The following is a 25,824-nucleotide window of genomic DNA, read 5'->3' on the forward strand; positions in this document are numbered from 1 at the left end:
CATGCTCTACGCCACCGCCTTGTATTCAGGCGCGGTCGCAAGGAAGCGCGCATAGGCGTCCGCGTCCGGCGGCGTGAACTTTTCGACGAGCGGGTTGCGGCGCGACGCCTTGGTGCCGATGTCCGCCAGCAGCTCGTCGAAATGCTTGAAGTGATACGGCGCGACGCACAACCCGCCATAGACGCCCGCCGCCGGCCGCTCGACGCGCTTGAAGTTCAGCATCATCGCGATGTTGTCATGCATCTCGGTCGCGCTCGGCTGCCGCGCGAGCTGGCCGTCGGCATAACGCACCAGCCAGTTCGCCGCGAGATCCGCGCACAGCACGGTGCAGAAGCTCGAATTGAAGCCGACAAAGCCCATGTCGGGCAGATCGGGATTGGCGATCAGCCGATAGAGCCGGTATTGCCCGTCGGGCTCGACCAGCTTGTTCTGATACTCCTTAGGGAGGAACGGTACGCCGAGCTTGTAGCCGATCGCGAGCACCGCGACATCGGCCGCGACGCGCTGGCCGCCGCTCATCACGATGGTCTTGCCGTCATAGTGATCGAAGGTGCCCTGCACCGCCTTGATCCGGCCGTCGGCAACCATCGGATAGAAGCCGGGGGTCGCGATCGGCACCGAGCAGTTGACGCCGTCCTCGATCCGCTCCTTCGGCACCATGCCGCATTGCTTCAGCTTGAGCTGCATCTTCAGCATGCTCTCGAGCCCGCGCCAGTTCGCCCAGACGAACGGCTTTGCGACGACATGCGCGAGGCGTGCCATCGGCCCGATGCCCCAGCTCGCAAACATCTGCTCCTGGGCGCGGATGTAGAGGATGCGCTTGAAGTTGACGAGGCCACCGATGAAATAGGGAATCCGCCAGACCGGCTCGCGAAACACGATGGTGACTTCGCTGGCGCCTGAATTGACCGCATTCACCGCGATGTCGGTTGCCGATTTCGAACCGCCGAGCACGACCACCTTGCGGCCCTTGGCAAGATCGGGGTCGCCGTATTGCGACGAATGCAGGATCTGGCCGCCCTGCGCCTTGAAGCCGTCCTCGCCGGGCAGCGGCAGCGTCTGCGGCTCGTTGAATTGCCCGGTACAGACCGCGACGAAGTCGAAATCCTCATGGCCGGTCGCGCCGACGGTCGAGCGCAGTTCGAGCGTCCAGCCCGGTCTGCCGTCGGCGCGGCGCATCATGCTCTCGACCCTGGTGTTGAACCGCATCGCACCGTCGAGCCCATGACTGCGGGCATAGTCACGCAGATAAGCATGGACCTGCGGACCCTTCGGCCATTCCGGATAGGATTGCGGCATCGCCTTGTCGGTGTAGCGATAGAGCTCCTTCGGGCTCTGGGTCTGCACGTCGGGATAGGAGCGCGCCGGCTCCCAGACCCCGCCGAGATCGCCGCTGCGCTCGATGATGGTCACCTTGTGACCGCGACCGGCAAAGGCCTTGCCGGCGGCGAGCCCGGAAATGCCGGCGCCGATGACGCACACATGCTTCTGCTTGACCATGAAACGTCTCCGCGATGAATGAACAGGTGCAATTTCGTAAGTGCGCGCATCCCCGCCATCGCCGGCGCCTGCTCCGGCGATTGCCGCCTCGCGTGCGTATTGTCTGCTGGCCGCCGGCCTACTCGTTGGCTTCGGGCGGCAGGAAGTCCACCTCGTGCTCGGCGGAAATGCGCACCACCTCGACGGGGTCCTGCAGATTGTGCAGCTTGTCGAACAGCGCCTCGAGCTTCTGCATCGGCGACACCCAGAACAGCGCCCGCGCCGGCTTGTCCGACTTGTTGAAATAGCCGTGCGGAATGCCGCGCGGCATGCGCACCAGGTCGCCGGCCTTGGCCTGCACCCAGACGCCGTCGAGCTTGAGGTCGAGCACGCCCTCCTGCACCAGGATGAACTCGTCCTGGGTCGGGTGGACGTGCACCGGCACGAACTGGCCGGGATCGCTGTTGGTCTCGAACGCGAAGGTCGAGTCGGTGACCGCCTTCGGATAGTAGACCTGGCCCAGGATATTCCAGGTCTTGCCGCCGTAGCCGGTGCCGGTTCGGGTAATGCCTTTTTCGAGCGTGCCCATGTCAGCCTCTCCAGTTTTGATGCGTATTGCCGACACCGAGCCTGTCGCCAGCCGGTGCGGCTGTCTAGCCGATAAACGAATCCGCCGCCGGCGCGATCATGCTGCAATGCGGGAGCGTCGAGCCCGGCGGCGTCTGCCCAAGGCCGCCGCATCCGCCTGCGCGCCGATCGGGCAGTTTGCGCGACGAAACGGCGTTCCCCTTTGCCGACGGATGCACTAGGCTGCATGATGTTTTAGACCTCAAACAACTCCGGACGGCCGGCGTGATTGCTGTTGGCAACGAGGTTTCGGCAAGGGCCAGTTCGACAAGCGCAAGGCTCAAGGATTTCGCGCGCGTCGCGACCGCGCGCGTCGACGACGCGGCTGAAGCCATCGGCCGCATCTTCTGTCCGCACGAGCTGACGCCGGTCGATCGTTCGGAGCGCGATTTCTCGGCGCACCACAATTGCGCCGGGTTCGACGGGTTCTCGGTCAACTATGTCGCCTATGGTGGATCGGTCGCGATCAATCCCGGCTGCCTCGACCGCTTCTTCCTGTTGCAGATGCCGCTGTCCGGCTCGGCCGTGGTGCGGACCGCCGCGCGCGAGCTCACCACTGGGCCGCAACACTGTGCCTCGCTGCTGTCGCCGACCATTCCGACCGAGATGACCTGGCGCGACGACTGCGCCCAGCTCATTGTGCTGCTCGACCGCAAGCTGGTCGAGCATCGCGCCGCCGCGCTTGGCGGGGTGGCGGTCCGGCCGGTCGAGTTCGATCCGGCCGTCGCACTGAGCGGGCCACTCGGCGAGATGCTCTCGGCCAGGATCGAGCAACTCGTGACGACCGCCGAGCAGCTCGGGCCGCACAAATCCTTGTCCGCGGTCGCGGCGGCCGATTGGCGCGAGTCGTTTCTCAATGTTTTGCTCAACGAGCAGCGGCACAGCCTGAGCTCGGCGATCGATGTCTTCAACGGCCGCGCCGAGGCTCAGCCGGCAGCGCTGAAGCGCGTGCGAGCCTATCTGGAGACCCGCGCGACCGAGCCGCTGGATCTCGCCGAGCTCGCGGAGATCGCAGGCACCGGTGTCCGCGCGCTGCAACTCGGCTTCCGCCGTCACTTCGGCACCACCGTCTCCGAGATGCTGCTCGACATCCGCCTCGCCCATCTCAACGCCCGCCTCAAGACGGCGCGGCCGGGCGAACGCATCGTCGATATTGCGTTCGATCTCGGCTTTACCCATTTGAGCCGGATGGCGAGCGCCTACCGCGCCAAGTTCGGCGAAAGCCCGAAGGCGACCCTGCACCGGTTGAGCTGAGCGGCAGTTCCGATCGGCCCGGCCGCGCCCTGCCCATCCGGCCAGTTTCACCGCCGGCCGCGACATCCCAGATTGGGGGAAGCCAACGGAGTTTCCCATGACCGAACCGACCACTCTCGCCTCGCTGTCGTCAGCCCTTTCCGAGACCATTGCGCGCGCTGCGCCTGCGATCGTCTCCGTGCATTCGCATCGTGCGCGCGCCTCCGGCTTTGTCTGGAAGACCGGCCTGATCGTCACTGCGGACGAAGCGCTCGCCGACGAGGGCGAGATCGAAATCCAGTTTGCCGACGGCAGCCGCAGGCAAGCCACCGTCGCCGGACGCGACCACACTACCGACATCGCGCTGCTGCGCGTCGACGGCGACGTCGCGCCGATCAAGCTGTCGGCCGAAATCCCGGCGCTCGGATCGCTCGCGGTGATCGTCGCGGCCGACCGCGGCGCGCCGATCGCGCGGCTCGGCATGGTCTCGCGGTCCGGCGCCGCCTGGCGCAGCCTGCGCGGCGGCGAGATCGACGCGCGGGTCGAGCTCGACGTCCGGCTGCGGCACAGCCAGCAGGGCGGGTTGGCGCTGAATGCCGCGGGCGTGCCGTTCGGCATGGCGGTGCTCGGCCCGCGCCGCGTGCTGACGATCCCGTCTGCGACCATCGAGCGGGTCGCAGCCCAACTCGAGAAGAACGGCCGCATCGCGCGCGGATATCTCGGCGTCGGACTGCAGCCGGTCCGTCTCGACGACGGCCTCGGCGCAATGGTGATGAATGTCGACAAGGCCGGCCCGTCAGCTGCCGCCGGCATCCGCCAGGGCGACGTGATCATTGCCGTCAACGGCGAGAAGCTGTCGGGCGTGCGGGCGCTGTCGCGTGGCCTCGGGCCGCAGAGCGTCGGCAGCGTGGTCGAGCTGACCGTACATCGCGGCGGCGAGCCGTTGAACTTCAAGGTGACGGTCGGCGAAAGGCCCGAGACGTGAGCAGTGAGCCCACTTCCGACATCATCATCGCACTCGAGATCGACGACCCCGTCCTCGCCGACCGGCTGGCGACGCTGCTCGGCAGCGTCGCCGGCCTGCGGCTTGCCGCGCCAGGCGAACAGGCGACGGCAACGCTCGTCGCGCGCAACCGGGAGACCACGGGCGGCGGCGACTTCGAGCTGACGCCGCGCGAGCTGGACGTGCTGGCGCTGCTCGCCGAAGGCGCATCCAACAAGATGATCGCGCAGCGGCTCGGAATTTCGGTCCACACCGCCAAGTTTCATGTCGGCTCCCTGCTCGACAAGCTCGACGCCACCGGCCGCACCGACGCCGTCGCGCATGCGGCGCGGCGCGGGGTGATCAATTTGTGAGGGCGGGACGTACAAGGTTGATGCTGGCGGATTGAGACCTATCCCTCGGTCGTCCTGGCGAAAGCCAGGACCCATAACCGCCGCATTCGACGCTGAACCGAACTGTGGCCCCAGCGTCGCGCGCCAATTGAGATTTGGGGTAATGGGTCCTGGCTTTCGCCAGGACGACGATGAGGATGGTTCTCGATTCAAGGATCGCGCAATCACTGGACAACGCCCCCATCTCAGTGATTGCGGAAAATTCCGTGATGCGGACGCCTGGACCAATTATGTAGGTAGTCGTCCGGATACAGACGCCTCCCCGATCTGGTTATGCAATCTTCAGCCAACAAGAAGAAGCGGCATGAAGAAGTTGATCGATCGTCATCGGGACATTCAATACACGCTCACCAACATCGAACCCGACCTCTGGAGCTGGTCATTCGAAATCAACGGCAAGATCAGGCAAGGTACCACGCGCGCGCGGCTCGGCCTGCTGGCGCAGCGGCGGGTTTGCACGCTGATCGACCGCGAATTGAAAAGCGCGGAACGCGACAAGCCGAAGAAGCCTGACTAGGCCCCCCGCGCCCTGGCTCCGCTTCTCGGCCCGGCGGTCGCGGGCGGCTTGGCTTTGGTTCATGACAATGCGAACACGGCCGCAGCGACGTCGAGCCGTGGTCCGGCATATCGCCTGTCGTCCGGTCCATGCTGTCCGCACCCGACGCTCCAGAGCGCGGGCCACGAGAACCGCTCGAGCCCTGTCGCCGATATCGCCGCGAACGACGTCCAGCTGATGTCACCGCTGCGTCGCCACAGCACGCCGCCCGGTCCCATATCCGGATAGAAGGCGATGTCGAGGTCGAAATCCCGCTCATCGCCGAGATCGGGTCCGACCCAGTAATGCGGACTACGCCCGGGCTCGCGCCCGAGGATCAGGGTGAGCGTCTGGTTCGGCCCGCGCAGGCCGAGCCAGAGCGGCGCGATCATGTCAGGCACGGGCGTGCATAGCAGGGTTTGCGGCGCCACGCTTGCCGCGGCGGTGCGGCCCGACAATTTGAGGGCGACCACCGTCGCGGGCGCCGGCGTTCCGGACAGCGGCGCAGGGCTGGTCCCGTGCGGCAATGGCGACCACGCGGCGCGGTCGAGAGATGGCAGCGGCCATGCGAGCTGCTCGCGCACGGCGCCTTCGGTGTCGAGCACCTGATAGCGAAGACCATCCTGATCGAGCGCCGCCTGCACGCAATGCAGATACTCCACGCCTTCGGGCATCCGGTGCGCGGTGCCCGCGCCCGCCGTGCAGATCTGCAGCACGCCGCGATGGACCTGAACATCGAATGCGAGGATGTGGCTGCACAGATAGGCGGTCACGCCGGCGCCGACCAGGATCTCCCAGAAGCGCGCGCTGTATTCGTGGCCGATCTCGCGCTGATAGCTGCCGCTGAAGCCATTGATGGGGTACACGGGGTGATGACCCAGCACCAGTTTGTGCCGGGCATCGCTGTGCTGTTCGAGTACCGCTTGCAGCCAGTCGGTCTCGACATGGCCCTCGCCGCCCAGCCCGCTCCACAGCGTATGCACGAACACCATCAACAGATCGTCGCGGCGGACCCAGTAGGACAGCCCCTCCTGACCGGGCGGACCATTGCGCGGCAGCTGCAGCACCTCGCGAAACACCGCTTCGCTCATCTCGTCATAGGTGGTGTGGTTGCCGGTCGTGTGCCACAGCGGCACCGCGCGCCGGTCGAGCCAGCCCATTTCGGTATCGAGCCAATGCCGCCACTGTGCACGCAACGCGTCGGCAACGGCGGTGAGGCCGATGATCTCGTCGCCGGGGAAGAGAATGAATTCGGGCGCAGGGTGCAGCCGGCGGACCACATTGTTCACCGACGCGAAGGTCCGCTCATGCAGCGCGCCTGCTACTCCCGAGCAGGCGTCGGCATAGATCACGAACCGGTGGCCCGAATTTCTCGGCAACAGAGACGGAATTGCATCACTCATGGCCGGATTGTAACGCGAGGCGGCGCGTCATGCGATGACCATGCCATGATCGAGAGAAAACCACACCGAGACGTGACGTTGCGGAACAGCTGATCTGCCGGCCGGCGCTAGGCGGCATCATGCCAAGCTGCTAGCCTTTCGCGCTTCAGATTGCCTTAGTTAAGGGACCGAAGCAAATGGACAACCGTAATGATGTTTGGCGCGGCGTCGACACGATCAAGCCGCGCTTCATCGAATTGAGCGACCGGGTCTGGGCGATGCCCGAGGTCTGCTACACCGAGGCACGCTCCTCCGCCGAACATCTGGCCGAACTGCGCCATCAGGGCTTCCGCATCACCGAGAACCTCGCCGACATTCCGACCGCGGTGATGGGCGAATGGGGCGAGGGCGGTCCGGTCATCGCCTTCCTCGGCGAATATGACGCCCTGCCCGGCCTGAGCCAGGAGGCCGGGGTCGCCGAACCTCGTCCGGTCGAGAGCGGCGGCCACGGCCACGGCTGCGGCCATAATCTGCTCGGCTCCTCCGCGCTGCTCGCGGCGACCGCGGTGAAGGACTGGCTCGCCGCCAACAAGGTGCCGGGCCGGGTGCGCTACTACGGCTGTCCCGCCGAGGAAGGCGGCGCGGCAAAGGCCTTCATGGTGCGCAGTGGCGCGTTCGAGGACGCCGACATCGCCATCACCTGGCATCCGCACAGTTTCTGGGAGGTGGCGGTGACGCCGTCGCTCGCCAACACCCGTGCCGATTTCATCTTCACCGGCCGGACCTCGCATGCGGCCGCCTCGCCGCATCTCGGCCGCAGCGCGCTCGATGCGGTGGAATTGATGAATGTCGGCGTCAATTACATGCGCGAGCACATGCCGAGCGATGCCCGGGTGCATTACGCGCTGCTCGACACCGGCGGCATTGCGCCCAATGTGGTGCAGGCCCATGCCCGCGTGCGCTATTCGATCCGTGCCCGCGACCTGCCGGGCATGAACGAGCTGGTCGAGCGCGTGCACAAGATCGCGCAGGGCGCAGCGCTGATGACCGAGACCAAGATGGAGATGAAGATCATCTCCGCGGTCTCCAACATCCTGCCCAACACCCCGCTGGAGCAGACCCTGCACCGGATCATGGAGGATCTCGGCCCGCCGCATTTCGACGATGCCGACAAGGATTTCGCCGGCAAGATCCGCGCGACCCTGACCGACAAGGACATCGCCTCGGTCTATTACGCGATCGGCATGGAGCCGACCGACCGGCCGCTGGCCGATTTCCTGGTGCCGATCGACGCCAAGCGCAATCCGCTGATCGGCTCGACCGATGTCGGTGACGTCAGCTGGGTGGTGCCGATGGTGCAGGTCCATGCACCGACGGTTGCAATCGGCACGCCGTTCCACACCTGGCAGGTTGTGGCGCAGGGCAAGACGCCGGCCGCGCACAAGGCGATGGTGCAGGCCGCCAAGGCGATGGCCGGCCTCGGTGTCAAGGCGCTGATGGAGCCGGAACTGATCGCGGCCGCCAAGGCCGACCTCAAGAAGCGGACCACCCGGACGCCTTATATCAGTCCGCTGCCGGCGAATGTTGCACCGCCGTTGGACATGTCGGTCGCCTGAGCACCGCATTTGCGGCCGGGCCTGCGCTTCGATGCGCGGCCCGGCTAGCGCCTATCCTGATCCGATTGGATCGGAGCGGGGGCTCTGGATTTTTGCTTTGATGCGTTTTCGTCACGCGGCCTGGCATCCGCTCCGCTCGAAAACGCGCGCGCGTGACAAAAAAGCATCTCGGAACAAAGGATAACGAACAAATTTTCTGCACTGCGAGGTGCGTGCAGGCGCGCTTTGGCACCGAAATGCCGAACCGATGTGCGGCGCGGAACGGTTCTGCACAAGCGATAGCCAAAAGACCTAGTCGCTGAACCTCGGGAGGCGTTGACCTTCGCGGTCATTCGGTGTGCCATCTGCCGCCAGCACGGCGGCCGGTTCCAAGGCCCGCCGCAATCACACGTGAGCCGGACCGAGGGGACAATGTTCGACAACAATCTGCGCGGGATGATCGACGACGTAAGGGACGGACGGATGGACCGCCGCGCCTTCGTCAAGCGAATGATTGCCGTCGGCCTCACCGCGCCGTTGGCGAACCAGATTCTGGCGATCGGCGGCGTCGCGATGGCGCAGAGCCCCAACCCCTACAAGCCGACCAAGCGCGGCGGCGGCGGTCCGCTGAAGCTGTTGTGGTGGCAGGGCCCGACCCTGCTCAATCCGCATTTCGCCACCGGCACCAAGGACCAGGACGGCTCGCGCATCTTCTACGAGCCGCTGGCCAGCTGGGACGTCGACGGCCATCTCAACCCGATCCTCGCCGCCGAGATCCCCTCGATCCAGAATGGCGGGCTAGCCGCCGACGCCAAATCGGTGGTCTGGAAACTCAAACCCGGCGTCAAATGGCATGACGGGAAACCGTTCAGCGCCGACGACGTCGTCTTCACCTGGGAATATGCCAGCGACCCCGCGACGGCCGCGGTCTCGAGCGCGACTTACGCCGGCATGACCGTGGAGAAGGTCGACGACCTCACGATCCGCATCAAGTTCAAAGATCCGACGCCGTTCTGGGCCAACGCGTTCGTCGGCGCCTATGGCTGCATCATTCCGAAACACCTGTTCGCGGAATTCAAGGGCGGCAAGTCGCGCGAGGCGTCGACCAATCTGAAGCCGGTCGGCACCGGCCCCTACAAGTTCATCGAGTTCAAGCCGGGCGACCTGATCCGCGGCGAGATCAATCAAGACTACCACATGGCGAACAGGCCCTATTTCGACACGATCGAGATGAAGGGCGGCGGTGACGCGGTCTCGGCGGCCCGCGCGGTGATCCAGACCGGCGAATATGATTTCGCCTGGAACATCCAGGTCGAGGACGAGGTGCTGCTGCGGCTGGAGAAGGGCGGCAAGGGCAAGACGCTCTATGCCGTCGGCGGCGACATCGAATTCATCGCCATCAACTTCACCGACCCCAACACCGAGGTCGACGGCGAGCGCTCGTCGATGAAGACCAAGCATCCGATCCTGTCCGACCCGCGCGTGCGCCAGGCGCTCGCGCTGCTGGTCGACCGCGACTCCATCAAGAAGGTGATCTACGGCCGCGCCGGCCGCGCCACCGCCAACTATCTCAACGGTCCCGAGGAGTTCGTCTCCAAGAACACCAAATGGGAGTTCTCGGTCGAGAAGGCGAGCGCGCTGCTCGAGCAGGCCGGCTGGAAGGCGGGCTCCGACGGCATCCGCGAGAAGGACGGCAAGAAGCTGAAGCTGCTGTACCAGACCTCGATCAACGGGCCGCGGCAGAAGACCCAGGCGATCGTCAAGCAGGCCTGCCAGAAGGCCGGCATCGACGTCGAGCTGAAATCGGTGGTCGCCTCGGTATTCTTCTCCTCCGACGTCGCCAACCCTGACACCTACTCCCATTTCTATGCCGATATCGAGATGTTCCAGATCCCGATGACGCAACCCGATCCGGCCCTGCATATGCGCCGCTATCATTCGCGCAACGTCGCCACCAAGGAGAACAAGTGGCAGGGACCGAACTTCCCGCGCTGGGTCAACAAGGATTTCGACGCCGCGGTCGATGCCGCCGATACCGAGACCGATCCGATCAAGCGCGCGGATCTCTACATCAAGTGCAACGATCTGATGTGGCAGGACACGGTGATGATCCCCGTGATGCATCGGCTCGCGGTGGAAGCCTGCTCCAACACGGTGCGGCCCGCGCTCTCCGGCTGGGCCAACCAAACCGACAATCTGCAAGACTGGTATCGTGAAACCTGAGACACGGGGACGGGTTCGGAGTTGAACGGGTGCATCTTCTCCCTCTCCCCGTTCTTACGGGGAGAGGGGCTCCGACCGCAAATACCGTGAGAGATGAGTTCTTGGAGAGTCCCCCTCGCCCGGAATTCAAGCTGTGCTTGAATTCCGACCTCTCCCCGCACGCGGGGCGAGGTGAAGCTCGCCTTTCGACTGAAAGCAAGATCAACGTGCTCAAGGTGCGAGCGTTAGCTAGATGATCTCTCGATGAGTCAATATATCCTGCGCCGTCTGATGATCGCGATCCCGAGCCTGCTCGGGATTTCGGTCGTGCTGTTCGTGGTGCTGGCGCTCGCGCCGGGCGATCCGTTCAGCGAGCTCGCGACCAATCCGAACGTGCCGCCCGAGGTACAGGCCGCGCTGCGCACCAAGTTCGGCCTCGACGATCCGATCTACCTCCGCTATCTGCACTGGCTTGCGGCGATGGCGCAGGGCGACTGGGGCTTCTCCTTTGTCAGCCGGATCAACGTCGACACGCTGATCCTGCAGCGGCTGCCGACCACGCTCTACGTGATCGGTTCGGCGCAGCTGCTGGCGCTGCTGATCGCGATCCCGGTCGGCGTCTATGCCGCCACCCGGCCCTATTCGCTGTTCGACCAGCTCGCCAACACCTTCGCCTTCATCGGCTTCTCGCTGCCGACCTTCTTCACCGGCATCCTGTTCATCCTGGTGTTCTCGGTGAAGCTGGACTGGCTGCCCTTCGTCTACACCGACGTGCCCGGCAGCGGCATCCCCTGGCTGCTGGAGATGATCCGTCAGGCTATCATGCCGGTGATGGTGCTCGGCCTGTTCCAGGCGGCGTCGATGACCCGCTTCGTGCGCTCGGCGATGCTCGACGTGATCCGGCTCGACTATGTCACCACCGCGCGCGCGAAGGGGCTGGGGCAGGCCAAGGTGATCGTCAAGCACGTGATGCGCAATGCGATGATCCCGGTCGTCACGCTGATCGCACTCCAGATGCCTGCCGTGTTCGGCGGCGCCATCGTCACCGAGCAGATCTTCCGGATTCCCGGCATCGGCTCGCTTTTGATTTCGTCCATCCTCGCCAACGATACGCCGGTCGTGATGGCCGTGACCTTCGTCTTCGCGTGTCTCGTGGTGCTCTTCAACCTGATTGCAGATGTCCTCTATGGCTGGCTTGACCCTCGCATCTCCTTCCGCTGAGCGGCGCGGCTACTCGCCCTGGCGCGAAACCTGGCGGCGCTACCGCCGGCACCGGCCCGCCGTGGTCAGCGCCGTGCTGCTGCTGCTTTTGATCGCGGCCGTCGTGATCGGCCCGTTCGTCTGGCGGGTCTCGATGAGCGACATTGACGTCGTGGCGGGCATGCAGGGCCCCTCGCTGGCGCATCCGTTCGGCACCGACGATCTCGGCCAGGACCTGCTCGCCCGCATGATCTATGGCGGCCGCATCTCGCTCGCGGTCGGCCTCGCCGCGATGCTGGTCTCGGTGTTCGTCGGCACGCTGATCGGCGCGCTCGCCGGCATGTCGCGCGGCGCGCTCGGCTATGCGCTGATGTGGCTGACCGACCTGTTCCTGTCGCTGCCGCAACTGCCGCTGCTCCTGATGCTGATCTATCTGTTCCGCGACGGGCTCAAGGCCGTGTTCGGCCCGGAGGGCGGCATCTTCATCCTGATCGTGCTTGTCATCGGCGGCCTGCGCTGGATGCCGGTCGCCCGCCTGGTGCGCGCCCAGTTCCTCTCTCTGCGCGAAAAGGAATTCGTCGAGGCGGCGCGCGCGCTCGGCGCGAGCCCGGTGCGGCAGGTGGTGCGCCACATCCTGCCCAATGCGCTGGGACCCGTGATCATCGCCGGCACGATCGACGTCGCCGCCGCGATCATCGCGGAATCGACGCTCTCGTTCCTCGGCCTCGGCTTCCCGCCGGATACGCCGACCTGGGGCCGTATCCTCTATGACGCCAAGGACTTTCTCGATATCGGCCCGCACTGGGCGCTGTTTCCGGGCGGCGCGATCTTCATCGCGGTCGTCGCTATCAACTTCATCGGCGACGGGCTGCGCGACGCGCTCGATGCGCGCAAGGTGATCTGATGGCGCTGCTCGACATCAAGGGTCTGAAAACCCATTTCACCACCGACGACGGCATCGTCCAGGCGGTCGACGGCGTCGACATCAGCATCAACCGCGGCGAGACGCTCTGCGTGGTCGGCGAATCCGGCTGCGGCAAGACCGTCACGGCGATGTCGATCCTGAAGCTGATCGCGATGCCGCCGGGCAAGATCGTCGCAGGCGAGATCATGTTCGAGGGCCGCGATCTGGCGCCGCTGACCAGCCATCAGCTCGACGAGATCCGGGCCAAGGAGATCGGCTTCATCTTCCAGGAGCCGATGACCTCGCTCAACCCGGTGCTGACCATCGGCGAGCAGATCGCCGAGAGCCTGCGCCGCCACGAGGCGGTGACCAGGAAGCAGGCGCTCGAGCGCACCATCGAGATGCTGCAGCTGGTGCAGATCCCCAATGCCGCGGGCCGCGTGCATCACTATCCGCACCAGTTCTCCGGCGGCATGCGCCAGCGCGTGATGATCGCGATGGCGCTGGCCTGCCGGCCCAAGCTCGTGATCGCGGACGAGCCGACCACCGCGCTCGACGTCACCATCCAGGCGCAGATCCTCGACCTGCTGCAGGACATGAAGGAACGCCTCGGCATGGCGGTGATGCTGATCACCCACGCGATGGGCGTGGTCGCGGAGACCGCGCAGCGCGTCGTCGTGATGTATGCCGGCAAGGTGGTGGAAGAGGCGCCGGTCGACGAATTGTTCGGCAATCCGAGCCATCCCTACACCCAGGGCCTGATCCGCTCGATCCCGCGCATCGATCTCGACGCCGAGCACAAGACCCGGCTGGAAGCGATCGGCGGCTCGGTGCCGATCCTGATCAACCCGCCGCCCGGCTGCCGTTTTGCCTCCCGCTGCAAACACGCCATGAGCATCTGCACCGAGCAGGAGCCGCGGCTGCGCGAGATCGCGCCCGGCCATCGCATGGCCTGCCACCTCGGAGACGCGTCATGAGCGAGCCGCTGCTGCGCGTCAGCAATCTGAAGAAGCACTTTCCTGTGCTCGGCGGCCTGCTGTCGCGCGAGGTCGGCCAGGTCTATGCGGTCGATGGCGTGTCGTTTGCGGTCAACCGTGGCGAGACGCTGGGGCTGGTCGGCGAATCCGGTTGCGGCAAGTCGACCACCGGGCGTTGCGTGCTGCGGCTGATCGAGCCGACCTCCGGCGAAGTCGTGTTCGACGGCCAGAACGTGATCGGGCTCGGCGGCGGCGATCTGCGCGCCATGCGGCGCAACATGCAGCTGGTGTTCCAGGACCCGTTCGCCTCGCTCAACCCGCGCATGACGGTCGGCGCGATCCTCGCCGAACCCTTCATCATTCATAACCTCGTGACCTCGGCCAGCGAGCGCGAGGACCGCGTCGCGCGCCTTCTGGTCAAGGTCGGGCTGAAGGCCGAGCACATGCGGCGCTATCCGCATGAATTCTCCGGCGGCCAGCGCCAGCGCATCGCGATCGCCCGCGCGCTGACGCTGGAGCCGAAGCTGATCGTGTGCGACGAGCCGGTCTCGGCACTCGACGTCTCGATCCAGGCTCAGGTCATCAACCTGCTCGAGGATCTGCAGGCCGAGCTGAACCTGACCTATCTGTTCGTGGCCCACGATCTCTCCGTCGTCGAGCACATCTCCGACCGCGTCGCGGTGATGTATCTCGGCCGCATCGTCGAGCTCGCCAAGGCCAGCGATCTCTACCGCAATCCGCAGCATCCCTACACCAAGGCGCTGCTCTCGGCGGTGCCGGTGGCGGATCCCAAGGCGAAAAAGCTGCGCATCCGCCTGAAGGGCGACGTGCCGAGCCCGATGAATCCGCCGAAGGGCTGCCACTTCCATACCCGCTGCCCGATCGCCGAAGAGCGCTGCCGGCAAACCGCGCCCGAGCTACGCGAAGGCAGCAACGGGCATTCTGTGGCGTGCCATCTGGCGTAGGGCTGATTGCTCCACGGCGCGCTATTCCCGGACCGTCATCCTGAGGAGCGCGTAGCGCGTCTCGAAGGGTCGACGGCCACCAGCCGGGCCGTACATCCTTCGAGACGCCGCTTCGCGCTCCTCAGGATGACGGTGTAAGGAGCCTTGCTCGAAGATTAGCGCCTCGGCTTCTTCACGGCGTTCGCCTTGGCGCTTGGTTTGGCCTTGGTGTTTGCCGTCGGCCGTGAAGCGGGCGCATCCCTCACCTCCTCCGCCTCGCTCGCCTCCGCCCGCAGCGTATCGAGCAGCCAGTCGCGGAAGGCGCGCATGCCGGGCGTCACCTCGCGCGACTTCAGCCAGGTCAGCCAATAAGACCCCGCCGGAACTTCGGCCGCGAATGGCCGCACCAGCCGGCCGGATGCCAGCTCATTGCCAAACATCGCCGTCGGCACCAGCCCGACGCCGACGCCGCGCGCAGCCGCCTCGGCCATCGCAACCGAACTGTCGAAGATCGGTCCCTGAATTTTCGGGCACGGCGCGCCGGCCACCGCAAACCACAATGGCCATTCCTCGGCCCGGTAGGAGCGCAGCAAGAACTCCTGCGCGAGATCGGACGGCTTGCGCAGCCGGCCCGCCACGTCAGCGCAGCACACCGGCGAGAGCGGCGCGGACAAGAGATGGATCGCCTCGGTGCCGTGCCAGGAGCCGTCGCCGAAGCGCAGCGCAAGATCGAGCCCGTCGCCCGCGATATCGACGCGGTTGTTGTTGGTGAGCAGGCGCAGGTCGATGTAGGGATGCGCGCGCTTGAAGCGATCGATCCGTTGCAACAGCCATCCGGTCGCAAACGTCGTGACGCAGCCGACGGTGACGACCTCGCGCGTGCCTTTGGCTTCGATGCGATCGATCGCGGCACCGATCCGGTCGAGCGCATCGGTCAGCACCGGCAACAGCGCCAGCCCCTCGTCGGTGAGCACCAGCCCGCGCGGCAGCCGGCGGAACAGACTCGCTCCCAGCAGTTCCTCGAGCTGCTTGACCTGGTGGCTGATCGCGGTCTGCGTCACGCGCAGCTCCATCCCCGCGCGGGTGAAGCTCAACAGCCGCGCGGAGGCCTCGAAGGCGCGCAGCGCGTTCAGCGGGAGATGCCGGCGCACGGCGTCATGACCAAGTTTTCCTCATGCCTCGTTGTATAAATGATTGTTTGTGCGCCGTCACGCCGCCCGGCAGTTTCGCGCCGCCAACGGAGACGAGACATGCTGACCAGACGGACATTCGGATTGCGCGCGCTGGGCCTTGCGGTGACTTGCACGCTGCCGCGGCCAAGCGCCGCGGCAGGACAGAGCGCCGCGGCGGGACCAGGCGAACCGGCGCGGCGGCTGCAGGAGGAATTTGCACGCATCGAGCTTGCGACCAGCGGCCGGCTCGGCGTCGCCGCGCTCGACATGGAGACCGGATTGCGCGCGAGCCAGCGCGGCGACGAGCGGTTCCCGATGTGCAGCACCTTCAAGGCACTGGCGTCAGCCGCGGTGCTGCACCGGGTCGACCGCGGCGAATCCAGCCTCGACCAGCGCGTGCAGGTCGAGGCCAAGGACATCTTGGCCTATGCGCCGGTGGCCAAGCAACACGTCGGATCGAGCATGACGCTGTCCGAACTCTGCGAGGCCGCCATTACCCTAAGCGACAATACCGCTGCCAACCTGCTGCTGCGCGAGATCGGCGGGCCTGCCGGCTTCACCAGCTTCTTCCGTACCATCGGCGACAATGTCAGCCGGCTCGATCGCTGGGAGGTGGCGCTGAATGAAGCGGTGCCGGGCGATCCGCGCGACACGACGAGCCCTGTCGCGATGCTGAAGAGTCTGCAGCGCGTGGTGATCGGCGACGTCCTGCAGGCCGCCTCGCGCCAGAAGCTCGTGGACTGGATGGTCGCCAACAAGACCGGCGACACGAGGCTGCGCGCCGGCGTGCCGCGCGATTGGCGGGTCGGCGACAAGACCGGCACCGGCGAGCGCGGCACCTATAACGATATCGGCGTGTTCTGGCCGCCCGGCCGCAAGCCGATCGTGGTGACGGTCTACCTGACCGGGGCAAGTGCTCCGATGGAGAAGTGCAACGAGGTGATCGCCAATGTCGCGCGCGCCGTTGCGAATGCGAGCACCGGACAGACCGGCTAGAGCAGGCACCGGGCTCTGCTGCACCTCGCCCCGCACGCGGGGAGAGCTCGGAACGCATCGCTAGATGCGTTCCGGGTGAGGGGGAGTCTCCGCGCATCCGTCTGGCTTCGCATGCGCTGAGAGACCCCTCACCCCAACCCTCTCCCCGTAAGAACGGGGCGAGGGAGCGCAGCGCGGTCGCGCTCGCTATTCCACATAATGTCATCGTGTTCTCGCGCAGCTGCGCAGCTTGGCAGAAACCAGGGATCATGCGACGCTCAATCCGAATGGCGATGCTGATAGCAGGCCATACGGAGGACACGTCTTGTATCGCCGCATCGCCCTCGCCGCGCTGCTTGTTGCAGGCCACGTTGACAGCAGTCGCGCGGCGGCTGACCCGGCGCGGTGTCGCGAGCTGATCTGCAAATACGAAACCGACAAGGCGCAGCTCAGCGCGATCGAGATCTCGCTGAGCTTGTTTGCGGCAGCCAATGCCGATTGCATCAATCTCGCCACCGCGCTGCTCGATAGCGGCGCCTCGGTCGATGCGCGGGACCGGCTCGGCGCAAGGCCGCTGAGCCACGCCGCCCGCTCCGGCCATCTCGACATGGTCGACCTGCTGCTGGCGCGCGGCGCGCCGGTCGATGCGCGCAACCTCGCGGGATCGACCGCGCTGTATCTTGCCGCCGAGCGCGGCCATGTCGCAATCGTGCAACGCCTGATCGACCGCGGCGCCGACGTCAATCTCACCGGACGCAGCGGCGCTTCGGCGGTCGCGGCCGCCGCCTATGCCGGCCGGGACATGGTGGTGCGCATGCTGCTGGCGCACGGCGCCGACGGCCGCAAGGCTGACGACACCGGCAAGCCGCCGGTGGTGTATGCGGCCGCCGGCGGTCAGCTCGGCATCGTCAAACAGCTGCTCGCGCTCGAGATCGACATCAACGCGCGCTATGCCAACGATCTGACGCTCTTGATGTGGGCGGCCGGACCCGATGAGACCGTGCCGGAGGCGCAAGCGCTCGAGGTCGTCTCCTATCTCCTGGACGCAGGCGCCAGGGTCGACGAACGCGACGCCCGCGGACGCACGGCGCTGATGATCGCCGCCGAGGGCAACCATCCGGCGATTGCGAAAGCGCTGCTCGCCCACGGCGCCGATGCGGCGCTGGCCGACAAGGCCGGCAAGCACGCCGCCGATCTCACCATTCTGTCGGCGCTGCGCGAGGAGCTGACGCCGCGCTGAGGCATGACGCGATCGACTCATTGGTTGCGAAAGGTCCGCGGGTCGGCTAGATTTTTCTCTACGAAGAGTCTCCGTGCTCATTCGTCCTACCGCGCGACTGGCGAGCTAACGTGGAATCGACCACGGGGAAGCGCGAAGGGTTCCAACGCCGATCGCCTGGGCAACCAATCTGCTGGAAAAACAGCGTGTTGAGGAGCCCGAGCATGCCGTCATTTTACAACGAACTGTTCATCAACGATCAAGAGATCGCTGCCGCCCTTAGAGGGGAAGAGCGCCGTCAACAGGACGGTGTCGAACTGATTCCGTCCGAGAATTACACGTACCCGGAGGTGCTTGAGCTGCTCGGATCGGTCTTCACCAACAAATACTCCGAGGGATATCCGGGACGCAGATACTACGGCGGCCAGCAGTATACCGACAGCATCGAGAACCTCGCACGCCAGCGGGCCTGCTCGCTTTTTCGTGCCGAGCACGCCAACGTTCAGCCGCTTTCCGGATCACCGATGAATCAGGCCGTCTATCTCGGCCTATTGCAGCCCGGCGACACGATTCTCGCCATGGACCTGTCCCACGGCGGTCATCTCACCCACGGCGCGCCGGTGTCCCACATGGGGCGCTTGTTCAATTTCGTTCGCTACAAGACGGCCCCGTCAAACGGCGCGATCGATTTCGATGAATTGCGCGCGATTGCGCGTGAAGCGCGTCCGAAGATGGTGTTGTGCGGCTACAGCTCCTATCCGCGCGACCTGGACTATGCGGCATTCAAGAGTATCGCCGACGAAGTTGGCGCGCTCACGATGGCTGACGTGAGCCACTATGGCGGATTGGTTGCCGCGAATGTCATGCGCAATCCGCTTGATGCCGGCTTCGACGTCATGACGACGACATCCCACAAGACACTGCGCGGCCCCCGCGGCGGGATCATCCTGTGCCGGAAGGAAAATGCCGGTCGGATCGATGCTTCCGTCTTTCCGGGTTTGCAGGGCGGACCTCACATGAACGTCGTGGCCGGGATTGCCGTGACGCTCAAGAAGGCGGCCACCTCGGATTTCCAGGTTTACGCGCGGCAGGTTCTGCACAACGCGAAGGTTCTTGCCGGCGCGCTGATGGAACGCGGGATGAAGCTGGTCACGGACGGGACGGACAATCACATGATGGTCGGCGATACAATAGCGTCCGTCGGATTGGACGGGCGAGCGGCCGAGGACGTGCTCGATGCCATCGCCATCACCACAAACAAGCAGGTTATTCCAGACGATCCGCGCCCGCCGCTCAGGCCAAGCGGTATCCGCCTTGGGACACCGGCGGCGACCACGCGTGGCATGGGAGACCCCGAAATGCGCCGTATCGGCGAGTTCATTGCGACGGCTCTGCAGCCGAACGGAGACGATGCGGTCGTCGCGCGTCTCAGGTCGGAGTGCATCGAGATGTGCCGGGCCTTTCCTGTTCCAGGCGTGGTGTCCAGGTCTCGACCGAACTGATCGGTTGTACGGCAACCGGAACTTGACGCGCAGATATGCAGAACGGGGTCGGGCACGGCGCCCACCCTCGATCGCCAAAGACGCATATGCGACAGCCCTGCCCGCTACAGCCCCGCCAGATAGTCCACCAGGGCGGCAAGGTCGTCGGGCGACGTCGCCAGCATCAGGTCGGACATGCCGGGATTGTTGCCGCGCGCGCGGGTGCGGAAATCGGCGATGGTTTTCGCGAGGTAGTCGCGTCCCATCCCGGCAAGCCGCGGCACCGTGCCGTCGCCCTGGAAGCGATCGAGATGGCAGGCCGGGCAACCGACCGAAGCGCTGGCGCTGAGCGCCTTCGCTGCGACGTCCTTGGGCGCGCTGGGCTGGCCGAGATTCGGCCATGGCTTCTGCGAAAAATATTCCGCGATCGCCAGCATGTCGTCGCGCTCGAATTGCGTCGCGATCGGCTGCATGATCTCGCTCTTGCGATCGCCGCGCTTGAAATCGCGGAGCTGGATATAGAGATAGCCGGCCTGCTGGCCCCAGATCGTCGGAATGGTCTTGTCGACGGGCTTGCCGTCCTCGCCGTGGCAACCGGTGCAGACCTGCACCTTCTCCTCGATCGTCTCCGCGCGCGCTTGCCCCGCAATCAGCAGCAGCGCGGCGCTGCACATCATCAATTTACCGAACATTGGCTCATCCGAAGAAAACAGAGGCGGGACCGGACCGGTCCCGCCTCGCCGTCAATGCTTGCACGCGCGATGATGCATCCCGTCCTGGCTCAGTCGAGCGTGAAGGCGATGATGTTGTTGCCACGCTTGTAATCGAGCTGGGTGTTACCACCCGCGCCGACCACGACATATTGTTTGCCGCCGATCATGTAGCTCGACGGCGGCGCGTTGACGCCGGCGCCGGCGCGGAAGCTCCACAGCTCCTTGCCGCTCGACGAATTATAGGCCGCGAACTTGCCGTTGCCTTCGCCGGTGAACACCAGGCCGCCGGCCGTGGCGAGGATGCCGCCGATCATCGGTTCGGGCGTCTTGACCTGCCATTTGATCTTGCCGGTGTTGTAGTTCACCGCGGTGATGTTGCCCGACTGCTTCTCGCTCGGGATCACCTTGAAGGCGCCGCCCAGCCACAGCTTGCCGTTCGGATAGGCCGAACTCTCGACGTGGTAGGTCATCGGCTGGTGCAGGTTGATGGCGTAGGCCAGCTCCTGTCCCGGGTCGGTCGCGATCGGCGACCATTCGACGCCGCCATTGGCGCCGGGCAGCATGCGCGCGCCTTCCTTGGTCGGGAGCACCCACATGTTCTCCTGCGGCACCATCGCCTCGGAGAAGCGGATCAGGCTGCAGTCCTTGCGATCGTGCACATAGATGTGCCCGGTCTTGCCGGCATGAATGACGCCGGGAATGGTCTTGCCCTCCTTGTCCTTGACGTTGACCAGCACCGTGGGGCTGACCGCGTCGAGATCCCAGACGTCATGGGCGATGTACTGGAAGTGGCAGACATACTTGCCGGTGTCGAGATCGAGCGCAACCAGCGAGTTGGTGTAGAGGTTGTCGCCAGGCCGGTTCGAACCGTCGAGGTCGGGCGACGGATTGCCGACGACGAAGTAGATCCGGTTGGTCGCGAGATCGACCGACGGGTTCTGCCACACGCCGCCGCCGAGCTTGGCATAGGGATCGCCGATCTTGGCGAGCATGTCCTTCTCGGCCTGGATATTGCGATGCATGTCGCGGCCGGTGGCGTCCTTGGTCGCCCAGACGCCGACGGAGTTCTCCGGAATGGTGTTGAAATTCCAGAGCTGCTTGCCGGTCTTGGCGTCATAGGCGCGCACGAAGCCGCGGATGCCGTATTCGCCGCCATTGGTGCCGATCAGCACCTTGTCCTTGACCACGGTCGGCGCCATCGTCTCGCTGTAGCCGAGCTCGGGATCGGCGATGTTGGTGGTCCAGACCACCTCGCCGGTCTTGGCGTTCAGCGCCATCAGCTTGGAATCCAGCGTCGCCAGATAGACCCGGTCGCCCAGCACCTGGACGCCGCGATTGTTGGGACCGCAGCAATAGACGGTGATCGGGCCCATTTTGTGGGCATAGTGCCAGAGCTGCTGGCCGGTCTTGGCGTCGAGCGCATAGACATGGCTGAACGACGTCGTGACATACATCACGCCGTCGACGACGATCGGCGATGTCTCGAGCGACTCCTTGACGTCGGTCTGGAAAATCCAGGCGACGTGCAGGTTCTTCACATTGTCCCGGCTGATCTGCTTGCCCGGATAAAGCCGCGTCTGGGCGTAATTTCCGTTGGTGAGCAGGAAGTCCTTGGCATTCTTGTCGGCGGCGTTGAGCTGCTCCTGGGTCACCGGAGGCACATTGGCATTACCCAGGACCGACTGCTTCTCTTGCTTGACTTCTTGTGCGGTGGCAGCACCGGACAACAGGCCAACGCCGACCGCTGCGGCGAATGCCGCAAGCCCTTTCACGTACATGGTCTCCCCCGTTATTTCTTGGTTGCAGTATCAGGGATGATGTTTGCTACTTCCCCTTCGAGGCCTGGCCGCCATAGCGAGCGCACACCGTCGGTGGCCCTTGGTTGCGCTGCAATAGGTGATCAAAAAAGACAACGACAGGTATCGATGGACGGGTTCCATGTTAGCGCTGTCCTTCACAAAGACAACCGATGCGCTCAATGCGAAACCGCAACAGCATGCGTTCGCGCGCCCGTAGTGCTGCGAGCGCGGGCTTGCATCAACCTGAGCAATATCGGTGGCTTCCGGCGCCTTCGCGTATGGCCGGACACATTCGCCTTCGCAAGCGCAGCACGCAAAATGAGACTAAGCGTCAAGCGACGGCGTCGCGCGAGGTGCGGCGCCGGCTGACGCCATTGATGTCAGCCGGCGCGATCGCCTGCTCCCGGATTACTCCCAAGCCCAGGTCGAGAAATCATTCTCGAACTGCGGTACGTCCTTCCACACGCCCTTCAGCTTCTTGCTGGCGATCGTGATCAATTGCGGCTGGAACAGGAAGCCGGCGACCGCATCGGTTGCCAGCATGCGCTGCGCGTCGCCGAGCAGCTTGGCCCGGCCGGGTTCGTCAGGCGTCGCCATGATCTGCTGATAGAGCGCGTTGAACGCCTCGGATTTGTAGCCGAGATAGTAGTCCGGCTCGGTCAACTTCACGAGGTCGAACGGCTCGACATGCGCGACGATGGTGAGGTCGTAATTGTGCGGGCCGGTGAAGACCTGCGACAGCCACTGCGCCCATTCCACGTTCTCGATCTTGGCGACAATGCCGACCTTGGCGAGCTGGGCCGCAAGCACCTCGCCGCCCTGCCGCGCGTAGGACGGCGGCGGCAGCTTGAGGCTGAGCTCGAGCGGCGTCTTGACGCCGGCCTCGGCCAGCAGCTTCTTGGCCAGTTCGGGATCGTAGGGATTGATGCCGGTGGTATCGACATAGCCGAGCGATCCCGGCGTGTAGAAGCTGCCGATCGGCGTGCCGAAGCCGTCGACCGCACCGTCGATCATCGCCTTGCGGTCGATCGCGGCCAGGATGGCGCGGCGAACGCGGACGTCGTCGAGTGGCTTCTTGCGCTCGTTGATGCCGACGATGGTTTTGGTTCGCGAGCCGCCGATCAGCACATTGAAGCGCGGATCGGCCTTGAACTGCGCCAGGCTGCGCGCCGCCGCAACCCGCGGAAAGGCGTCGACGTCACCCGACAGCAGCGCCGCGACCTGCGCGGCGGGATCGCCGATGAAGCGGATCGTCACCTTGGCGAGCTTGATCGCGGCGGCGTTGCGATACTCCGGCCATTTGACCAGCGTGATCGACGAACCCTTCGCCCAGCTCCCGAGCGTGTAGGGTCCGGTGCCGACCGGCTGCGTCGCGTCGGTCGGCGCGCTCTTCGGCTCGACGATCGAGCCCGACGCCTGGCCGAGCAGGAACGGCAGGTTCGGCTCGGAATACTTCAGCGCGACAACGATCGTCTCCGGGTCCGGCGCCGTCACCGACGCGAAGGCCTGGTACAGGCTCCTGTCCTTGTTGGTCGAGGTCGGCGCCGCGGCGCGGTCGAACGTGAACTTGACCGCCGCGGAATCGAACGGCTCGCCGTTGTGGAATTTGACGCCCTTGCGGAGCTTGAAGGTGTAGGTCTTGAGATCGGGCGAGGCCTGCCAGCTCTCGGCGAGCAGCGGCGACACCGAGCCGTCCTCGTTGATCTTGGTCAGCGTCTCATAGACGTTGTAGAGCGTGACTTCGGCGATCGCCGCGGCCGCCGCGTTGGTGGGATCGAGTCCCGGCGGCTCCAGCGTCATGCCCATCACGACGCTGTCCTTCTTGCCCTGCGCGAGGCTCGGCAGCGGCGCTGCGGCGAGTGCGGCAGCGGCCGCGATGACGCACAATTTCCTCAACATTGGTCTGCTCCCCGGACGTGCTCTTTCATCAGCCTGGGCTGGTCCCGCACAATAGACTAACCGGCCTCCGCGACCACCGGCGGCAGCGCCATCACGGCTTCGGCGTAATGGCAGGCCGCCAGATGGGCGTCTCCGACGTTGCGTAGCGCAGGCGCGGCCTCGCGACAATGCTGGTCGGCCAGGGGACAGCGCGGCGCGTAAGGACAACCGGCCGCAGCCGAGGCCTGCGAACCGATCGCCTGCGCGCCGCGGCGCCGTTGGACGCGACCTGCCCGGGCGCGCGGAACCGCGTCCAGCAGCGCGCGCGTATAGGGATGGGCGCTGTCGGCGAACAGATCGGCGGGCCGCCCCTGCTCGACGATCCGCCCGAGATACATCACCGCGATCTCGTCGCAGAGCAGATCGACGACGGCGAGGTCATGGCTGATCAGGATGTAGCTCAGACCGAACTCGTCCTGCAGATCCTGCATCAAATTGAGCACCTGCGCCTGCACCGAGACGTCGAGCGCCGAGACCGGCTCATCGGCGACGATCAGCTTCGGCTGGGTGATCAGCGCGCGCGCGATCGCGATGCGCTGGCGCTGGCCGCCGGAGAATTCGTGCGGAAACTTGTCCATGTCGGCATCGCGCAGTCCGACCTGCCGCAGCACCTTGGCGACACGCTCGCGCAGGCTGCCGCGATCGATCCGCCCGAGCGCAGTCAGCGGCTCGGCCACGATGCGCACGATGGTCTGCCGCGGATCGAGCGATCCGTAGGGATCCTGGAACACCATCTGGAAATCGCGGCGCGCGTGGCGTAGCTCGTTCGGTGGCATCCGGTTGAGGTCGCGGCCCAGCAAACACACCGTGCCCGATGTCGGACGCTCCAGCGCCATCACCAGCCGCGCAAGGGTCGATTTACCCGACCCGGACTCGCCGACGACGCCGAGGCTCTTGCCCGGCATGACCCGAGCCGTGACGCCGTTGAGCGCGTGCACCTGCGCCGCCGGCTTGAACAGGCTTTCACGCGGCAGCGTGTAGCGTTGCGCGAGATCCGTCACCTCGAGCAGCGGCGTCGCGGACGCGGACCGGGGCTGATCGAGCACGGTCATGCGCCGATGCCCCCGGCCGCCATCGAGACGTCCGTCCTGATGCAGCGCACGCCATGGCTTCCGCCGACGTCGACGACAGCCGGCGGCGCCGCGCGGCAACGTCCTTCCACGATCGCGCAACGATCGGCGAAGGTGCATCCCGCGGGCAGGTCAGCCAGTTCCGGCACGGTGCCGGCGATGGTCGTGAGCCGCGTCCCCTTGCGCGCGCCAAGCCGCGGGCGGGCGCGGAACAGGCCCTGCGTATAGGGATGGCCCATCCGGGTGAACACGGCATCCGTGGCGCCGCTTTCGACCACGGTGCCGCCATACATCACCATCATGCGCTCGACATTCTCGGCGATCACGCCGAGATCGTGCGAGATCAGGATCATCGACATGCCGCGCTCCGCGACGAGATCGGCGATCAGATCGAGGATCTGGCCCTGGATCGTGACGTCGAGGGCCGTGGTCGGCTCGTCGGCGATCAGCACATCGGGCTGGCAGGCCAGCGCCATCGCGATCGTGATGCGCTGGCGCTGGCCACCGGAAAACTGGTGCGGATAGGCATCGACCCGCTTCGCCGCATCGGGTAGCCCGACGCGATCGAGCAAGGCAATGGCTTCCAGCCGCGCTTCGGTTGCCGAGACACCGGTGTGACGCCGCAGCGGCTCGGCGACCTGGTGGCCGATCGTGTGCATCGGATTGAGCGCGGTCATCGGCTCCTGGAAGATCATGCTGATGCGGTTGCCGCGCAGCTTGCAATAGGCCGCGTCGGGCAGGCCGACGAGCTCCGCGCCTTCGAGCCGGATGCTGCCGCTGATCACTGCGCTGTCGGGCAAGAGCCCCATCAGGGCCAGCGCCGTGACCGACTTGCCGCAACCGGACTCGCCGACCAGCCCGAGCGTCTCGCCGCGCCGAAGCGCAAAGCTGACGCCGCGGACGGCCTGCGCCGGGCCGCGGCTGGTGTTGAGCCGGACACCCAGGTCCCTCACCTCGATCAACGGCGCACCTGTGTCAGCCATT

22 protein-coding genes and 1 riboswitch are annotated in these 25,824 nt (G+C 65.5%); of the genes, 13 read left to right on the plus strand and 9 right to left on the minus strand.

The window, feature by feature from the left end; genetic code table 11:
• Positions 1-6: 6 nt before the first annotated feature.
• Together AC066Y_RS30910 and AC066Y_RS30915 are read right to left on the minus strand one after the other, a co-directional pair.
• A complete protein-coding gene (locus AC066Y_RS30910) occupies positions 7-1,500 on the minus strand; it encodes a flavin-containing monooxygenase (RefSeq protein WP_478277163.1) in 1,494 nt (497 codons plus the stop codon).
• 118 nt (positions 1,501-1,618) lie between these two features.
• Positions 1,619-2,068: a cupin domain-containing protein gene (locus tag AC066Y_RS30915; RefSeq protein WP_298366857.1), complete on the minus strand. Its 450-nt coding sequence runs from the start codon at positions 2,066-2,068 to the stop codon at positions 1,619-1,621.
• Positions 2,069-2,331: 263 nt separating this feature from the next.
• Here AC066Y_RS30915 and AC066Y_RS30920 point away from each other — a divergent pair, with 263 nt between their 5' ends.
• The 4 genes from AC066Y_RS30920 (at position 2,332) to AC066Y_RS30935 (ending at position 5,251) form a co-directional block, all read left to right on the plus strand.
• Complete coding sequence (locus AC066Y_RS30920; RefSeq protein WP_478277164.1) at positions 2,332-3,360, plus strand: AraC family transcriptional regulator; 1,029 nt, start codon at positions 2,332-2,334, stop codon at positions 3,358-3,360.
• A 97-nt stretch (positions 3,361-3,457) separates the two neighbouring features.
• Positions 3,458-4,324: a S1C family serine protease gene (locus AC066Y_RS30925; RefSeq protein WP_478277165.1), complete on the plus strand. Its 867-nt coding sequence runs from the start codon at positions 3,458-3,460 to the stop codon at positions 4,322-4,324.
• On the plus strand, positions 4,321-4,695 hold the full coding sequence (locus AC066Y_RS30930; RefSeq protein ID WP_478277166.1) for a response regulator transcription factor: 375 nt from the start codon (positions 4,321-4,323) through the stop codon (positions 4,693-4,695). Before AC066Y_RS30925 ends, AC066Y_RS30930 begins: the two co-directional genes overlap by 4 nt.
• Before the next feature lie 343 nt (positions 4,696-5,038).
• Positions 5,039-5,251: a hypothetical protein gene (locus AC066Y_RS30935; RefSeq protein WP_212319406.1), complete on the plus strand. Its 213-nt coding sequence runs from the start codon at positions 5,039-5,041 to the stop codon at positions 5,249-5,251.
• 59 nt (positions 5,252-5,310) lie between these two features.
• On the opposite strand, the gene AC066Y_RS30940 is transcribed toward AC066Y_RS30935, so the two are convergent.
• Positions 5,311-6,672 (minus strand): metallophosphoesterase family protein, encoded by a 1,362-nt coding sequence (locus tag AC066Y_RS30940; RefSeq protein ID WP_478277167.1) that lies wholly within the window; start codon positions 6,670-6,672, stop codon positions 5,311-5,313.
• Positions 6,673-6,848: 176 nt separating this feature from the next.
• Between AC066Y_RS30940 and AC066Y_RS30945 the strand changes: the two genes are divergently transcribed.
• From AC066Y_RS30945 to AC066Y_RS30970, 6 genes are all read left to right on the plus strand, one after another.
• Positions 6,849-8,267: a M20 family metallopeptidase gene (locus AC066Y_RS30945; protein ID WP_478277168.1), complete on the plus strand. Its 1,419-nt coding sequence runs from the start codon at positions 6,849-6,851 to the stop codon at positions 8,265-8,267.
• Between the two features lie 411 nt (positions 8,268-8,678).
• Complete coding sequence (locus AC066Y_RS30950) at positions 8,679-10,469, plus strand: peptide ABC transporter substrate-binding protein (protein WP_478277169.1); 1,791 nt, start codon at positions 8,679-8,681, stop codon at positions 10,467-10,469.
• Positions 10,470-10,712: 243 nt separating this feature from the next.
• Positions 10,713-11,669, plus strand: a complete 957-nt coding sequence (locus AC066Y_RS30955) for an ABC transporter permease (RefSeq protein ID WP_092116606.1) — start codon at positions 10,713-10,715, stop codon at positions 11,667-11,669.
• Positions 11,635-12,552: an ABC transporter permease gene (locus tag AC066Y_RS30960; protein ID WP_478277170.1), complete on the plus strand. Its 918-nt coding sequence runs from the start codon at positions 11,635-11,637 to the stop codon at positions 12,550-12,552. Before AC066Y_RS30955 ends, AC066Y_RS30960 begins: the two co-directional genes overlap by 35 nt.
• Positions 12,549-13,529 carry an ABC transporter ATP-binding protein gene (locus AC066Y_RS30965; RefSeq protein ID WP_092116610.1) on the plus strand — a complete coding sequence of 327 codons (981 nt, stop codon included), beginning with the start codon at positions 12,549-12,551 and terminating at the stop codon, positions 13,527-13,529. The genes AC066Y_RS30960 and AC066Y_RS30965 overlap by 4 nt, the downstream gene beginning before the upstream one ends.
• Complete coding sequence (locus AC066Y_RS30970) at positions 13,526-14,494, plus strand: ABC transporter ATP-binding protein (RefSeq protein ID WP_342709510.1); 969 nt, start codon at positions 13,526-13,528, stop codon at positions 14,492-14,494. The genes AC066Y_RS30965 and AC066Y_RS30970 overlap by 4 nt, the downstream gene beginning before the upstream one ends.
• 155 nt (positions 14,495-14,649) lie before the next feature.
• Here AC066Y_RS30970 and AC066Y_RS30975 read toward each other — a convergent pair whose 3' ends face one another.
• Positions 14,650-15,624, minus strand: coding sequence for a LysR substrate-binding domain-containing protein (locus tag AC066Y_RS30975; protein ID WP_478277171.1), 975 nt, complete (start codon positions 15,622-15,624; stop codon positions 14,650-14,652).
• 99 nt (positions 15,625-15,723) lie between these two features.
• On the opposite strand from AC066Y_RS30975, the gene bla reads away from it, so the two are divergent.
• The 3 genes from bla (at position 15,724) to AC066Y_RS30990 (ending at position 19,341) form a co-directional block, all read left to right on the plus strand.
• Positions 15,724-16,641 (plus strand): class A beta-lactamase, encoded by a 918-nt coding sequence (gene bla, locus AC066Y_RS30980; RefSeq protein WP_478277172.1) that lies wholly within the window; start codon positions 15,724-15,726, stop codon positions 16,639-16,641.
• Positions 16,642-16,945: 304 nt separating this feature from the next.
• Positions 16,946-17,860 (plus strand): ankyrin repeat domain-containing protein, encoded by a 915-nt coding sequence (locus AC066Y_RS30985; RefSeq protein WP_478277173.1) that lies wholly within the window; start codon positions 16,946-16,948, stop codon positions 17,858-17,860.
• Between the two features lie 83 nt (positions 17,861-17,943).
• Positions 17,944-18,029: riboswitch (ZMP/ZTP riboswitch) on the plus strand.
• Between the two features lie 34 nt (positions 18,030-18,063).
• Complete coding sequence (locus tag AC066Y_RS30990) at positions 18,064-19,341, plus strand: serine hydroxymethyltransferase (protein WP_478277174.1); 1,278 nt, start codon at positions 18,064-18,066, stop codon at positions 19,339-19,341.
• A gap of 104 nt (positions 19,342-19,445) precedes the next feature.
• Here the strand turns inward: AC066Y_RS30990 and AC066Y_RS30995 are convergent, their stop codons facing one another.
• The 5 genes from AC066Y_RS30995 to AC066Y_RS31015 all read right to left on the minus strand — a co-directional run bounded on the left by AC066Y_RS30995 (position 19,446) and on the right by AC066Y_RS31015 (position 25,823).
• The gene (locus tag AC066Y_RS30995) at positions 19,446-20,012 is read right to left on the minus strand and encodes a c-type cytochrome (RefSeq protein WP_478277175.1); all 567 of its coding nucleotides are present in this window, start codon (positions 20,010-20,012) and stop codon (positions 19,446-19,448) included.
• Between the two features lie 89 nt (positions 20,013-20,101).
• Positions 20,102-21,811, minus strand: coding sequence for an outer membrane protein assembly factor BamB family protein (locus AC066Y_RS31000; RefSeq protein WP_478277176.1), 1,710 nt, complete (start codon positions 21,809-21,811; stop codon positions 20,102-20,104).
• A gap of 429 nt (positions 21,812-22,240) precedes the next feature.
• Positions 22,241-23,731, minus strand: coding sequence for an ABC transporter substrate-binding protein (locus AC066Y_RS31005; RefSeq protein ID WP_478277177.1), 1,491 nt, complete (start codon positions 23,729-23,731; stop codon positions 22,241-22,243).
• Between the two features lie 56 nt (positions 23,732-23,787).
• The gene (locus tag AC066Y_RS31010) at positions 23,788-24,822 is read right to left on the minus strand and encodes an ABC transporter ATP-binding protein (protein WP_478277178.1); all 1,035 of its coding nucleotides are present in this window, start codon (positions 24,820-24,822) and stop codon (positions 23,788-23,790) included.
• Positions 24,819-25,823 (minus strand): ABC transporter ATP-binding protein, encoded by a 1,005-nt coding sequence (locus tag AC066Y_RS31015; RefSeq protein WP_478277179.1) that lies wholly within the window; start codon positions 25,821-25,823, stop codon positions 24,819-24,821. The genes AC066Y_RS31010 and AC066Y_RS31015 overlap by 4 nt, the downstream gene beginning before the upstream one ends.
• Position 25,824: the final 1 nt, after the last annotated feature.

This window comes from Bradyrhizobium sp. USDA3010 (assembly GCF_056429065.1).